Raw genomic sequence first — 14,764 nt, forward strand, 5'->3', positions numbered from 1 at the left:
TCCGGTGTGCCCGATCGTGGCCCCGGCACCTTTCCATTTCTGTCACCGCCTGCGGCACGTGGTTGCGTGCTGACGTGCGCGCTCCGGGTTCTAGAGCTGCGCCACTGAAACAGAAAGCTCCTGAGATGGCGACTAGGACAATCAGTTCCACCGCGCACCGAAATGAGGATGCGCCATGGTAGCGGCGCGGATCACGATCAACGGGAAAGAAGCACCGATCGCACCCGCGAAGCCCCACACCACGGTGCTGGACTTTCTGCGCGAGCGTGGCCTCACCGGCACCAAGGAGGGGTGCGCCGAGGGTGAATGCGGGGCCTGTTCGGTCCTGGTGGCCCGTCCCGGGGTCAACAAGCCCACCGACTGGGTGGCGGTCAACGCCTGCCTCGTCCCGGTAGCGGCGCTCGACGGTCAGGAGATCGTCACCTCCGAAGGTCTCACCACTGCCGGCGAGCCCGGCACACCGCCCACGCTGCACCCGGTGCAGGAGGAGATGGCGGTCCGCGGGGGCTCCCAATGCGGTTACTGCACACCGGGATTCATCTGCAGCATGGCCGCCGAGTACTACCGACCCGACCGCTGCGCACAAGCGCACGCGGACCCGGACCCGGACCCGGACCTGGACCTGGACCTGGACCTGGACCCGGCCGACGGCAGTGACCCCGAGCACGGTCCGAACGGTTTCGACCTGCACGCGCTGAGCGGAAACCTGTGCCGCTGCACCGGCTACCGCCCGATCCGCGATGCCGCGTTCGCCGTCGGTACGCCCACCGAAGACGACCCCCTGGCGCAGCGTCGTGAGCAGTCCGCGCCCGCACCGGTCGCCACCGCATACACCCGGGACGACAGCGTGTTCCTGCGGCCGAGCACCCTGGCCGAGGCGCTGCGGCGGCTGGGCGAGCGTCCCGACGCGGTGGTGGTCGCGGGCAGCACCGACTGGGGCGTGGAGGTGAACATCCGTGCCCGCAGGGCGAATTGCGTGATCGCCATCGACCGGCTGCCCGAACTGCGTGAGCTGCACGTCGGATCCGACCGCATCGAGATCGGGGCGGCGATGACCTTCACCGAGATCGAACGCCGCCTCGACGGCAGCGTCCCGCTGCTGGCAAAGCTGTTCCCGCAGTTCGCGTCCCGGCTCATCCGCAACAGTGCCACCTTCGGCGGCAACCTCGGTACCGGCTCCCCCATCGGTGACAGCCCGCCCGTGCTGCTCGCGCTGGAGGCGTCGGTGGTACTCGCCGGCGAGGACGGAGAGCGGGAGGTACCCCTGTCCGACTACTTCACCGGCTACCGGCAGAGCGTACGCCGTCCCGGCGAGCTGATCCGCGCGGTGCGCATCCCGCTGCCGCTGTCGCCGGTCGCGGCCTTCCACAAGATCGCCAAGCGGCGCTTCGACGACATCTCCAGCGTGGCAGTCGCATTCGCGCTCGACGTCGAGGGCGGGATCGTCCGCAAGGCACGCATCGGCCTGGGCGGCGTGGCCGCCACTCCGATCCGCGCCCTCGCCACCGAGAAGGCCCTGGAGGGCAAGCCGTGGGCGGCGGAGACCGTCGAGGCCGCGGCCCGGGTGCTCAAGGCCGAGGGCACGCCGATGGACGACCACCGCGCCAGCGCCGAGTACCGCTCCGCGATGCTCGGGCAGAGCCTGTTGAAGCTGTACGCACAGACCACCGAGGCGGTGCCGTCATGAGCCATTTGTCCCAGCGCCCCGAAAAGCCCGTCGTCGGCGTTCCGTTGCCGCACGAGAGCGCCGGCCAGCACGTCACCGGCTCTGCGCTCTACACCGACGACCTGGTCCACCGCACCAAGGACGTGCTGCACGCGTACCCGGTCCAGGTCATGAAGGCCCACGGCAGGATCATCGCGCTGCGCACCGAGCCCGCCCTCGCCGTGCCCGGTGTGGTGCGCGTGCTGACCGGTGCCGACGTGCCCGGTGTCAACGACGCCGGAATGAAGCACGACGAACCGCTGTTCCCCGACGAGGTCATGTTCCACGGCCACGCTGTCGCCTGGGTGCTCGGCGAGACCTTGGAGGCGGCCCGTCTCGGTGCGGCGGCCGTCGAGGTGGAACTCGACGAACGACCCTCCCTGATCACGCTGCAGGAGGCGATCGCGGCCGGTAGTTTCCACGGCGCCCGGCCCGTGATGCTGACCGGTGATGTCGACGCCGGCTTCGCCGACTCCGCGCACGTGTTCACCGGCGAGTTCCAGTTCTCCGATCAGGAGCACTTCTACCTGGAGACGCATGCGGCGCTGGCCCTTGTCGACGAGGCCGAGCAGGTCTTCGTCCAGAGCAGCACCCAGCATCCTTCGGAGACGCAGGAGATCGTCGCGCACGTGCTCGGTCTGCACAGCCACGAGGTGACCGTGCAGTGCCTGCGGATGGGTGGCGGCTTCGGCGGCAAGGAGATGCAGCCGCACGGATTCGCGGCGGTCGCCGCGCTCGGCGCGAAGCTGACCGGTCGGCCGGTCCGGTTGCGGCTCAACCGGACTCAGGACCTGACCATGTCGGGCAAGCGGCACGGGTTCCACGCCACGTGGAAGATCGGCTTCGACGCCGAGGGCCGCATCCAGGCCTTGGACGCCACCTTGACCGCGGACGGTGGCTGGAGCCTGGACCTGTCCGAGCCGGTGGTGGCCCGCGCTCTGTGCCACATCGACAACACCTACTGGATTCCCCACGCGCGCGTCGCCGGCCGCGTCGCCAAGACCAACAAGGTCTCCAACACCGCCTTCCGCGGGTTCGGCGGACCGCAGGGCATGCTGGTGATCGAGGACATCATGGGCCGGTGCGCGCCGCTGCTCGGCCTGGATCCGACGGAATTGCGGGAGCGCAACTTCTACCGGCGGGGCCAGTTCACACCGTACGGACAGCAGGTCGCCCAGCCCGAACGGATCTCCGCCGTCTGGCAGCAGGTCAAGGACAACGGCCGTCTCGCCGATCGCCAGCGCGAGATCGCGGCCTTCAACGCCGCGCACCCGAACACCAAACGGGCCCTTGCGGTCACCGGTATCAAGTTCGGGATCTCGTTCAACCTCACCGCCTTCAACCAGGGCGGCGCGCTGGTGCTGATCTACAAGGACGGCTCGGTCCTGATCAACCACGGCGGCACCGAGATGGGCCAGGGCCTGCACACCAAGATGCTGCAGGTGGCCGCGACCACGCTGGGCATCCCGCTGCACAAGGTGCGTCTGGCCCCGACGCGCACCGACAAGGTGCCCAACACCTCTGCCACCGCCGCCAGTGCCGGCGCGGACCTCAACGGTGCGGCGGTGAAGAACGCCTGCGAGCAGTTGCGCGAGCGGCTGCTGCAGGTGGCCGGTACCCAGCTGGGCGCGAACGCCTCGGACGTGCGCATCGTCGAGGGCGTCGCGCGCGTCGTCGGCAACGACGAGGAGCTGGCCTGGGACGACCTGGTGCGCACCGCGTACTTGCAGCGGGTTCAGCTGTCGGCGGCCGGTTTCTACCGGACCGAGGGCCTGCACTGGGACGCGAAGGCGTTCAGGGGCTCGCCGTTCAAGTACTTCTCCTACGGCGCCGCCGCGACCGAGGTGGAGGTGGACGGCTTCACCGGGGCATACCGCATTCGGCGCGTGGACATCGTGCACGATGTCGGTGACAGCCTCTCCCCGTTGATCGACATCGGTCAGGTCGAGGGCGGCTTCGTACAGGGCGCGGGCTGGCTTACGCTTGAGGACATGCGCTGGGACAGCGGGGACGGGCCGAGCCGCGGTCGGCTGCTGACCCAGGCGGCGAGCACCTACAAGCTGCCGAGCTTCTCGGAGATGCCCGAGGAATTCAACGTCACCTTGCTGCAGAACGCCACCGAAGAGGGCGCGGTCTACGGGTCCAAGGCGGTGGGTGAGCCTCCGTTGATGCTGGCGTTCTCGGTGCGAGAAGCGTTGCGGCAGGGCGCAGCGGCCTTCGGGCCAGCCGGAGTCAGCGTGCAGCTGGCCTCGCCCGCGACGCCGGAGGCGGTGTACTGGGCGATCGAAGCAGCCCGCAGCGGCGACGTGCAGCACGACGGCCACGCCCGCAGGGGCAGCGATGTCCCCACCGACACAAACGCTTTGAGCAATGTCTGACATGAGCTGGATGGCCGCGGTCGCGCGGTTGCGGGCCCGCCGGGAACCCGGCGCGCTCGTGACCGTCGCGACCGTGCGCGGCCACGCGCCCCGCCGGGCCGGTGCCAAACTCGTCGTGGGGCGGACCGGGACCTGGGGTTCGATCGGCGGCGGCAACATCGAGGCCGTCGCCATCGACCGTGCCCGCGAGGTGATCGGGATGCCCGATCCGCAACCGGAGCTGATGGAGTTCGCCCTCAATGACAAGGTCACCGGCCGACACGGCGTGCAGTGCTGCGGCGGAACCGTCAGCGTACTGCTCGAACCGCTCCCGGTGGTCCCGGCGGTGGCGATCTTCGGCGTCGGGCACGTCGGCTGGGAGCTGGCACGCATCCTGGCCCGCCACGACCTCGATCTGCACCTGATCGACACCCGCCCCGACCAACTCACCGACGAACGGCTCGGTGTGCTCGCCGATGCGGTGGCGCAGATCCACGTGCACCACACACCGCTGCTTCCGGAGGACGCGCTCGCGGAGCTGGCACCCGGCACCCACGTCCTGATCATGACCCACGACCACGCCGAGGACGCCGCACTGTGCGACGCCGCGTTGCGCACCGCCGGGCTCGGCTCGATCGGATTGATCGGCTCGGCCGCCAAGGGTGCGCGGTTCCGGCAACGCCTGACCACCGAGGGTGGGCATGAGGCCGCAGCCATCGACCGGATCAAGACCCCGATCGGGATGACCGAGATCACCGGCAAGGAACCCGCCACGATCGCCGTGAGCGTCGCAGCGGACCTGCTGCGGACCTTCGAACGCGACAAACGATGAACGGTGGCGACCGCGGTAGCGCCGGAGCACGTACCCTCCCGTAGCCGAGGGCGCCTACGCGACCCACCGCGCTCCTCCGGCCGGCTCCGGAGCCGGCCGGAGGAGCGCGGTGTGATGATCGGGTGGCGAGACCCTCGCGTGTTACCCGGTGGTAAGGAATGATGGCGGCGACCATCCACGAGGCCGGGGGCTGAGACAGCGGTGACGACTTTCGACGAACGGGCCATCGTGCACGCCTTCTCGGACGACGCCCTGGGAGAGCACGACGCCGTCGGTCTCGCAGCGGCGATCCGGCGGGGCGAGGTTTCCGCCACCGAGGCCGCCCGGGCCGCCGGGGAGCGGGTACGGGCGGTCGAGGCACGGCTGGGCGCGGTCCAAGCGCACGCCGACGTCCCGGCGCACACCGGCGCAACGGGCGGTGCCTTCGCCGGGGTGCCGACCTTCGTCAAGGACAACACCGATTACCTCGGCCTGCCCACCGGCCACGGCAGCGCGGCGTTCCGCCCGAGGGCGGCGCGGCGGCACGCACCGTTCACCCGACAGTTCCTGAGCAGCGGCGTCACGGTGCTGGGCAAGAGCCGGCTGCCCGAGTTCGGCTTCAGTCCGACCACCGAGTACGAAGGCGCCGAACCGGTTCGCAACCCGTGGCACACGGGGTATTCGGCCGGCGGTTCGTCGGGCGGTAGCGCGGCGCTCGTCGCGGCCGGAGCGGTGCCGATCGCGCACGCCAACGACGGCGGTGGTTCGATCCGAATACCGGCCGCCTGCTGCGGACTGGTCGGCCTCAAGCCGACCCGGGGCCGGGTCGTCGCGAACGCCCAGAGCCGTCAACTGCCCCTCGACCTCGTCTCCGACGCGATCGTGAGCCGTTCCGTGCGGGACGCCGCCGCGTTCCTGGCCGCCGCCGAGAAGTACTGGCGGAGCCCCGAGCTGGCGCCCCTGGGCCTGGTCGAAGGACCTTCGACCAAACGGCTGCGCATCGGTTTCCTACTGGACTCGCCGAACGGAGTCCGCTCCGACGCCGCAACCCGCGCGGCGGTCACGCAGACCGTGACCACGCTCGAACGGCTCGGCCACACGGTGGAGCCCGTGGAGTTGGCCATCGATCCCAGCTTCACCGACGACTTCCTCGCGTACTGGGGGATGCTGTCCTTCCTCGTCGGCGTCACGGGCCGGACCCTCGGCGCGGACTTCGACCGGCGTCGCATGGACGGCCTCAGCCGGGGGCTGCGCGAGGAGTACCTGCGCAACTGGCGGCGCACTCCCGGCGTGCTGCGGAGGTTGAAGCGTACGAGAGAGGCGTACGCGGCCTCGTTCCGGGGGGTCGACCTCCTGCTGTCGCCCGTGCTCGCCCACACCACGCCGCCGATCGGTCACCTCAGCCCGACCGTTCCCTACCCGACCCTGATCGAACGGATCCTCGCCTACGTGGCGTTCACACCCGTCGACAACGTCGTCGGCACGCCCTCGATCTCGGTGCCCTCGGCGAGCGCCGCAGGGGGCGGGCTGCCCATCGGCGTCATGTTCTCCGGCCGCCCCGGTGGTGAGCGGAAGCTGCTGGAGGTCGCGTTCGAGCTGGAGGCCGACCGCCCGTTCCGGCGCATCCAGGACCTCTGACCTCGTTGTCCTCCACGCCCGCGCCGCCGCGAAGTTCACTGTCGCGCCGAGTGAGGGGGCGCGGGCGTGAGGACACCGCCGCCACGCTCAGTTGCTCGTCGTGGCCAGCTTCGCCGCGAAACCGAGGAACACCGCTCCGGCCGCCGTCGTGAGTCCCGCCGACAGCTTTCGGCGGCGGCGGAACTGCGAGGCGAGGTACGTACCACTGAAGATCAACACGGTGACGTACGCGATGCTGATGACCTGGTAGACGACTGCGAGCAGCGCGAAGGACAACCCCGGGTACGCGTACTGGGGATCGACGAACTGCACGAAGAACGAGATGAAGAACAAGATCGCCTTCGGGTTCAGAACGGTGATCACCAGGGACCGGCGGAACAGCTTTCCGCCCGTCGACGGGTCAGACACGGCTGCGGCATCCTCCGCGGTCCTCTCGTTGCGGCGTCGCCACATCGCCCACGCCCCGCGGATCATGCCGACCGCGATCCAGGTCAGGTAGCCGGCGCCGGCGTACTTCACGACGGCGAACACCAGCTCGTTGGCCTGCAGCAGCGAAGCGAGCCCGGCAGCCGTCGCGACCATCAGCAGGGTTTCACCCAGGAACATCCCGGCCGCGGCGCGATAGCCGGACCTGACCCCGAGTCGCGCGGCGACCGACAGCGTGAACAAAGAACTCGGCCCCGGGAGCAGAATGATCAGCAACGCCCCCAAGGCATAGGTCAGTAGATTCTGCACTCCTAGCATTCCGGCACCCTTCTACTCGCCCACCGGAGTCCGGCGGGCGACCGCACTCCAGGCGGCACAGCTATCCGACATTGTTTCCCGTGCGCACGTTGTGCGCGCTCACCATCTCATCGACCTCACCGATGCGCTCAAGGGCGTACCTCTCAGTGATGTGAGTGAAATTGTCCGCCCAGAAAGCGCCCAGCTCGTCGATGTCGAGCAAATCCTTTTCACCGAACCTGGCGAACATCTCCTCCCGGTCCTGCCGTGTCACGGTGATTCCCAGAGCGGTCAGGTAGCTGTCGATCTCTTCGCTGCTCTTGAAGAAGTTCGGCTGCTCGTAGTCGACCAGCAGATCCCACGCGGGACTGTTCGGCAATGGAATGAACCGTGAGAACTCCACCGAGGAGAGCTCCACCTCGCCGAGCATCTGCCGGATCCCGGCGATGGTGCGGTCCAGCGTCTCCGGCCGCTCCCCCGGAGCTCCGGCAATGTACGAGGCGTGAACCGAGATGCCCGCTTTGTTCAGCATGCGGATGGCTTCGAGGTTGGTTTCGCCGGTCGTCTTGTTCTTCCGTTGCGCCTCCAGCATTTCGGGGTCGGCGGCGTCCAGCCCGATGTTGGCCCGCGTGACGCCGAGCCGTCGGAGCTTGTCGACGTTGTTCCGCTTGGTCAGTCCGAGGGCGCGCGCGTAGACCATGACCTGCAGCTCGCCGTCGTCAATGCGACGCTTCAGGTGCGGTGGCGTGGAGTCGATGAGGGCGTCGACGTACCGGGGACTGGCGGTGAAGCTGTCGTAGACCTCGAAGAAGAGGTTGATGCCGTGCTCGCGGTTGTACTGGTCGATCGTCTTCCAGAACCCTCGGGGATCGCCCGTATTGACGGTCAGGTCCGCGATGGAGCAGTAGGTGCAGCGCTTGTAGCCGTTCTCGCAGCCGCGTGCGTTGTTCACCGTCACCGGCCGCACTTGGTGGCCGTGGAGGTGGCCGAACTGCTGGCGGTAATTGTCTGCGTAGACGTCGAGCACGTCGTCGATGAAGGACAGATCCGGAATCGTGTTGCGTAGCGAGAGCGCATACTTCGGCGCCGGATTGACATGGATCCTGCCATCCCGCCGGTAGGCGAGCGAGGAGACCTCGGATAATGATCCAGTGTCGTCGAGCAGCATGCGGATCAGTTCCACGAAGGGGATCTCGCCGCCGTCGTTGGCTATGACGTAGTCGATCTGCGGCCGGTTGCGCAGGATCATCTCGGGAAAGAAGATCGCATGGTCGTCACCGAGGACCACCTTGGCCCCGCACGCCTTGGCCGTCTCAGCTATTTTCAGAGCCTCCGAATAGGTCGGTGTCAGCGCGCTGATACCGACGACATCGGGCGCGAAATCCCGAACGGCCTGCTGGACGGTCTCGGTGTTGCTGATGCCTCCGTCGACGACTTGGATGTCAACGCGGTCGCCCAGCGCTTCTCGTGTCGCCGTGGCGAGCTGGACGATGCCTATGTGCGGGTAGCAAGCGTAGTTCGAGGCGTTCCTGTTGTCGGTGGGGTTCGGGGCATTCGCGAGCAGTACCTTCAACATCATTCCTTTGCCTGGCGCAGGGGGAGCCAAGCGGACGGCTGGCGGCAGCACATCCGCACGGATCATGAACATTTGCATACGGGATATGCATGTACCAGGCACCAATCGGCCAGCGTGGCACCTGAAACCGGACATCCTGATTCCGTTCGGCTGGAACACGCCCGGCTGATCGTCCGGCAGCCCTGACCGGGTCATCGATGTGGACGTGGGGCGGGGTGCGCTGAGTGGTGCCGAGAGGGCACGGCTGCGGCCGTTCCCTGCCGGCCCAGCAGCCGGCGTCGCGGCAGGCGGCGGAGCCACGGTCACGTGATCGACCGGCTTCGGCACCGTCTGCGGGACCGGCATGCGGTGGCAGGACCCGCCTGGACCGATCGGCTGCGGAAGACGGCCTGCGAACCGCACGACTGGAGTCGACTGATGGAGCCTCAGAACGCCTGCTCCGGGAGGTCCAGACCGACATCGATCAGACGGCCTCCTCCCCGACATCGAACCTGACGTCCGGTGCGAACCTGACGTCCGATGCGAACTTGGCGTCCGATGCAAACTTGGCGTCCCATGCGAAGGCGACGCCCTTGGACGACGGCACCGACCCGCGCCCCGCCACCGAGCGCCGGGCCCGGGACGGGCGTCATCGGCCTTCCAGCGGGGCGCGGTGCCGGCCGTCCAGCGGATCGCCAGGGAACGAGCACCGCTTCTCCCGCGTCTACCCAGAAGGGTTCACCCGTCGCGGGCGAACGCGCACCGGAGTCGATGAAGCTCGGCGCATGCGCGATGGGCCCGAAGGCCGCCCCCGCAGCGACCTCAACCCTGGTCAGTGCTCCGCGCTCAACGAGCTCAGTGGGAGAAGGCCAGCATTCGGAGGAATGCCTAGCCCGGACGTGATCGACATGCAGAGCGTCCACGCGGCGGTCAACACACGACCGGCGACCACTACTCGGCTACGGGAGCAGGCTGAAGTCTTCCCAGCCCAGGGTGCGCTGGGCCATGATCGACGTCATGGCGCGCCGGCTCACCGGCCGCTCCTGGAGCGGATCGACGCACAGAAGGGGGCCGTCCGGCAGGTCGTTCATGACCGTGTGCCGACCGCTTCCACCAACGTGACCATGACCTCGACTGCCTCGCGGTCCGTGAGCCCTTGCTCCCGACACAGGGAGTGCCACGTCGAAAAGGCCGCGGCATGGCCGATCACCGCCCGCCGGAGGGGGGCATCGTCCTCAGGCCAGGCACCGGCCAGCACCTCGACGTACTTCCGGGTCATCTCCTCCCGGGCCTCGCGGGTCGGCTCGGGTACGACGTGCTGGTCACGGATGACCAGAGCCAGCATCTGCTCGCCCGCGCGATAGAAGCGGTATATGTCAGCGAGCCCGGCCGTCAGCCGCTCGCGGGGGTCTTCGTTCGCGCCCCACCCCTCGGGCCGGGGCAGCCTCTGCCGCGAGAGCCAGTGTCCCGAGCACGCCTCGAACAACGCCGCCTCATCCGGAAAGTGCCGGTACACGGTCAAACGTGTGACGCCGGCGCGCTCGGCGATCGCTGCGATGCTCGTCGACGCCGGGCCCGCGGTGCCGTGCAGATGCACGGCGGCCTCGATGATGCGCTGCCGCGTCCGCCCCACGTCCTCCGCGCGTTTGCGCATCTCGTAGCCACGCGATTTCGTCGCACGCTTCTGTTCACTCACAACTTGACGCCCCGAGGTCTGCGGCGGAGACTTTTTAAGAGAACGCCAGTGTATCTCCAAATCCTGTCGAGGAGTGATCGCCATGACAGAGCCGCTGGCCCCGCCACTCACCATCGTTCGCCTCGGCGAGGGGACCGAGGGCTTCCTCGGCTCGATCGGGGTCGTCTTCAAGCTGTGGGGCGAGGACACCGGTGGCGCAGTCTCCGTCGTCGAGCACCCCTTCCCGGTGGGGGCATTGGTGCCGCCGCACCTGCACACCCGAGAGGACGAGTACTCGATCGTCACCGAGGGCGAGATCGGATTCCGTTCCGGCGACCGTGAAACCGTTCTGGGCTCCGGCGGCTACATCACCAAGCCGCGCGGGGAACTTCACACGATGTGGAACGCCGGCCCCGTCCCGGCCCGGATGATCGAAATCATCAGTCCGGCCGGATTCGAGCACTTCTTCCGCGAGCTGGCCGAGATGCTCGCCGACGGGCCGCCGCCGACAGAGGATGCCCTACCAGTGCTCGCCGCCAAGTACGGGCTTGAGTTCGGGCGGCCCACCTGGCTGCCCGACGTCATCTCCCGGTTCCATCTGACGCCCCCGCCCGGCCTCTGACCGAGCCCGGCCCAGCCCAGGCCGGCGGCGCCCAGGCCATTGCTGCCGAGGGCGCAGCCACGACCCTGCATGCCGAGCCGGGACGTCCGCAGTGCCGGACGCACCGAGCGGGAGCCGGCCAGCGTGCCCGATCCAGCGGCGATGTCACTGGGATGTTGCGCCCCGCTCACGTACATCGACTTCGCGAAGGCCGCGGTGGACCTGGGCAGCACCCGACGGACGGTCGCAGGGGCGCGCTGACGGGCGGGGCGGGGAACGGATCACCGATCGCGGCCGGGACCCGGTACGGGGCGGGGAGGCGCAGGGCCATCCCGAGGTCGCGCCGACAGAGTTCGCTCGCCTCAGCCGCGCCGATGGCCTCCCGTTGGCGGCCGGCCGCCTCAGCCCGGCCCGGGGCGGCAAGCCACTGGGCCCGCTCGGCCTCCGGCCCGGCTGCGGGCCTGTTCGTTGTTCCCGCGGTGGTCGTCGGTTCCGGCGGGTACAGCGCCGCCCACGATGCCCAGGGCGTGCAGCAACCGGGCAGACGCGTCACGCGGGAGAAGTCGGCCGCGGGTCCATGCCGCGCACGTCGACGGCGGACTACCCGTCCCGGAAGTTACGGCGCCAAGGTGTGGGCGGCGCGCACGGCCAAGGCGGTCTTGCGGTCTTGCCCAGGCCGGGCTGCCCGGAGACCAGGGCGATTGGGGGGCCGAAGCAACTGGCGGCCTCCGCCCGCCTCCCTGACGTGCCGATACTGCTCGGCCCCCTTGGCCGGACCAGGCCATCTCCTGCGCCTACGACCGTCCGCGTCGTCCGCGTACACCGCCCGCGCAGCGGTCCGTGACCGGTCGGAGGCGATGGAACGGGGCCGTGGTGGTGCCCGTGGGCCGGGCCCGGGCCTCGGGGGGCTCATGCGTGGCCCGGGGCGGATTCGCGCCGGGTCGCACGAACGGCGCAAGGCAGGTGGGGCGGGGTGTGGGGCTGCGATCCCCCTGTTCAGGGGCAGGTCGCAGGGGTGGTCGGCTCGCTCTGCGCGGGGCGGGCCGGGGTGCCGGGGTGCCGGGCCGGCTCTACGCTCCGGTGCCATGAGTCCCGTACACGGCGATCGGCACTCCGGACCCACGCGTCGCACCCTGTTCACCGCCGGGGTGGGAGCCGCGCTCCTGGCGGGCTGCGCCCGCGGCGGCGCCCCCGGCGCCCCGGCCGCGGCCTCCAGCAGCTCGGCCGCCGCTGCGGCTGGCGGCCTCACCCCGGGTGCCATGACGTTGTTCAAGGACCCCGCGTACAACTTCAACGGACTCCTCGCGCTCGGCGCCTCGGGTGCCGGCGCCGCGGAGGTCGGTGAGGTCCTGACGGCCGTGAACGCGATCAACGGAGCGGGTCTGACTGCGCAGTCGTACGTCAAGACGTTCCGCAGCCTCGGTGACCGGCTGGTGGCGGCGCCTCCGGGCGCCCCCGCCGACAGCCAGACCAGGCGGTTCCGCGCCCTGCGCGCTGCCCAGTACTACGGCCAGGCACTGTTCTTCGTCCTGGGTTCGAACGACCCCGGTAGCGAGGAACAGCTCTACAGGGCCGGACGCGCCGCCTGGGACATCTTCTGCAACCTGTGCGAGCCCGCCCCGGTGAAGGCGAACGTGCCCTACGGAACCACGCCGCTGCCCGTGTGGTTCTTCCGGCCAGACACGTCCGGCACTCCGCGCCCGACGGTGATCCTGACCAACGGCAGCGACGGCCAGAACGTCGACATGTGGACGTACGGGGTCGCCGCCGCGCTGGAACGGGGCTGGAACGCCCTCGTCTACGACGGACCGGGCCAGGGACAACTGCTCTTCGTGGACCGTGTGGTGTTCACTCCCACCTGGGAGCGGGTGGTAACGCCCCTCGTCGACTGGCTGACGGCCCGCTCGGATGTGAACTCCAGCAAGATCGCCCTGACGGGTCTGAGCATGGGCGGCGACCTCGCACCGCGGGCCGCGGCGTTCGAGACGCGCATCGCCGCGCTGGTGGCGATGCCGGGTTGCGTCGAGCCGTGGCTGGGCTTCCCGCCCGAGATACGGAAGATCCTCACGCCGGACGAGCAGCAGACGAACGACATCTGGAACAAGGAGGTCGTCCCCGAACTGCCCCCGGAGGCGGCGGCTGTGTTGAAGAAACGGTTCGAGCCGTTCTCGGCGGCCGCGATGCTCCAAGCACGCCAGGGCAAGCTGTTCACCGACTTCTACACCCCGGCCAGCCGCATCCAGGCCATGTCCATCACCAATGTCGTCGGCCGCATCAAGGCGCCGACCCTGGTGCTGGATTACGAGGGCGAGCAGTTCTACCCCGGCCAGCCGCGCCGTCTGTACGACGCCCTCACCTCCCCCAAGGACTACCTGAAGCTGACGGCGGCCCAGGGAGCGCAACTGCACTGCTCCCCCATGGCCCCACAACTGCACTGCGAGGTCGTCTTCGACTGGCTCGACAAGACGCTGGGTTCCTAGTGTCCTGCGCCGGAGATCCGTTGGCAGAAGCGGGCGAGTGAGTCGAGGATCTCTTCGGCTGTCTTGGTCCAGGTGAACGGGGTCGGGTTTTCGTTCCACTGCTTGACCCAGGCTCGGATGTCGGCTTCCAGGGAGCGCACACTCTTGTGGGCGCCACGGCGGATCTTCTGGTCCGCGAGGAAGCCGAACCATCGCTCAACCTGGTTGATCCAGGAGGAGCCGGTGGGTGTGAAGTGCAGGTGGAACCGTGGGTGTTTGGCCAGCCACGTCTTGATGGCCGGGGTTTTGTGGGTGCCGTAGTTGTCGCAGATCAGGTGGACCTGAAGGTGTTCGGGGACCTCTTTGTCGATCTTGATGAGGAACTTCTTGAACTCCGCGGCCCGGTGGCGACGGTGCAGTGAGGTGATGACTTCACCGGTCGCGACGTCGAAGGCCGCGAACAAGGTGGTCAGCCCGTTGCGAACATAGTCGTGAGTGCGGCGCTCGGGCATGCCGGGCATCATCGGCAGCACTGGCTGAGAGCGGTCAAGAGCCTGGATCTGGGACTTCTCGTCCACCGACAGCACCACCGCTCCTTCGGGCGGGTTGAAATACAGCCCCACCACGTCGTAGAGCTTCTCCACGAACAGCGGGTCCGTCGACAGCTTGAACGTGTCGCTCAAATGGGGCTTGAGCTGGAACTTCCGCCAGATCCGGCCCACTGTCGACTTCGACAGGCCACTGCGGGCGGCCATCGATGAACGCGACCAGTGAGTGGCGTTCTTCGGGATCTCCTCCAGCGTGCCGACCACTACCGCCTCCACCTGATCAACGCTGATGGTGGGTGGCCGGCCAGGCCGGGGCTCGTCGACCAGCCCGTCCAGCCGGGCCGCCAGGAACCGGCGACGCCACTTGCGGACCGTGTCGGCCGCGATATGCAACTCCCGTGCCACCACGACAATCGGCGGCACATCAGCACCGGCACACGCCAACACGATGCGGGCCCGCAAGGCCACCGCCTGCGCAGATGACGCCCTGCGGACCCAACGCTCCAACACCACACGCTCATCGGAAGACAACAACAACGGTTCCAACTTCGGACCACGACGAGGCACCGGCACATCCGCAGAAGCAGTCATACATAAACTAACGACGGATCTCCGGCGCAGGACACTAGCTCGCCGTAGCCGCGGCCGGCGGGCGGGTCCGCCGCTCCACCGTGACCGGCAGGCCGACGGAC

Annotated in this window: 11 protein-coding genes; 6 read left to right on the forward strand and 5 right to left on the reverse strand. The window is 68.8% G+C overall.

The window, feature by feature from the left end:
* Positions 1 to 175: 175 nt before the first annotated feature.
* From OHA65_RS01920 to OHA65_RS01935, 4 genes are all read left to right on the forward strand, one after another.
* A complete protein-coding gene (locus OHA65_RS01920; protein ID WP_405760922.1) occupies positions 176 to 1,687 on the forward strand; it encodes a xanthine dehydrogenase small subunit in 1,512 nt (503 codons plus the stop codon).
* Complete coding sequence (gene xdhB / locus OHA65_RS01925; protein WP_405754276.1) at positions 1,684 to 4,083, forward strand: xanthine dehydrogenase molybdopterin binding subunit; 2,400 nt, start codon at positions 1,684 to 1,686, stop codon at positions 4,081 to 4,083. Before OHA65_RS01920 ends, xdhB begins: the two co-directional genes overlap by 4 nt.
* A gap of 1 nt (position 4,084) precedes the next feature.
* Entirely contained in the window at positions 4,085 to 4,894 is an 810-nt protein-coding gene (xdhC, locus tag OHA65_RS01930; RefSeq protein WP_327285967.1) for a xanthine dehydrogenase accessory protein XdhC, read from the forward strand.
* Between the two features lie 201 nt (positions 4,895 to 5,095).
* On the forward strand, positions 5,096 to 6,511 hold the full coding sequence (locus tag OHA65_RS01935; protein ID WP_328761267.1) for an amidase: 1,416 nt from the start codon (positions 5,096 to 5,098) through the stop codon (positions 6,509 to 6,511).
* A gap of 87 nt (positions 6,512 to 6,598) precedes the next feature.
* On the opposite strand, the gene leuE is transcribed toward OHA65_RS01935, so the two are convergent.
* The 4 genes from leuE to OHA65_RS01955 all read right to left on the reverse strand — a co-directional run bounded on the left by leuE (position 6,599) and on the right by OHA65_RS01955 (position 10,485).
* Positions 6,599 to 7,255, reverse strand: coding sequence for a leucine efflux protein LeuE (gene leuE, locus OHA65_RS01940; protein WP_327281298.1), 657 nt, complete (start codon positions 7,253 to 7,255; stop codon positions 6,599 to 6,601).
* Between the two features lie 61 nt (positions 7,256 to 7,316).
* Positions 7,317 to 8,882, reverse strand: coding sequence for a B12-binding domain-containing radical SAM protein (locus OHA65_RS01945; protein WP_405760924.1), 1,566 nt, complete (start codon positions 8,880 to 8,882; stop codon positions 7,317 to 7,319).
* 866 nt (positions 8,883 to 9,748) lie between these two features.
* Positions 9,749 to 9,880, reverse strand: a complete 132-nt coding sequence (locus OHA65_RS01950; protein WP_405760927.1) for a hypothetical protein — start codon at positions 9,878 to 9,880, stop codon at positions 9,749 to 9,751.
* Positions 9,877 to 10,485 (reverse strand): TetR family transcriptional regulator, encoded by a 609-nt coding sequence (locus OHA65_RS01955; RefSeq protein ID WP_329312379.1) that lies wholly within the window; start codon positions 10,483 to 10,485, stop codon positions 9,877 to 9,879. The genes OHA65_RS01950 and OHA65_RS01955 overlap by 4 nt, the downstream gene beginning before the upstream one ends.
* Before the next feature lie 82 nt (positions 10,486 to 10,567).
* On the opposite strand from OHA65_RS01955, the gene OHA65_RS01960 reads away from it, so the two are divergent.
* Positions 10,568 to 11,086 (forward strand): cupin domain-containing protein, encoded by a 519-nt coding sequence (locus tag OHA65_RS01960; RefSeq protein ID WP_405760930.1) that lies wholly within the window; start codon positions 10,568 to 10,570, stop codon positions 11,084 to 11,086.
* Positions 11,087 to 12,150: 1,064 nt separating this feature from the next.
* On the forward strand, positions 12,151 to 13,545 hold the full coding sequence (locus OHA65_RS01965; protein WP_405760932.1) for an alpha/beta hydrolase family protein: 1,395 nt from the start codon (positions 12,151 to 12,153) through the stop codon (positions 13,543 to 13,545).
* Here OHA65_RS01965 and OHA65_RS01970 read toward each other — a convergent pair.
* Complete coding sequence (locus OHA65_RS01970) at positions 13,542 to 14,663, reverse strand: IS630 family transposase (protein WP_327280728.1); 1,122 nt, start codon at positions 14,661 to 14,663, stop codon at positions 13,542 to 13,544. The two genes, OHA65_RS01965 and OHA65_RS01970, sit on opposite strands and share 4 nt — an antisense overlap.
* Between the last annotated feature and the right edge of the window lie 101 nt (positions 14,664 to 14,764).

It is taken from the genome of Streptomyces sp. NBC_00045, assembly GCF_045041095.1.
Lineage (GTDB): Bacteria > Actinomycetota > Actinomycetes > Streptomycetales > Streptomycetaceae > Streptomyces.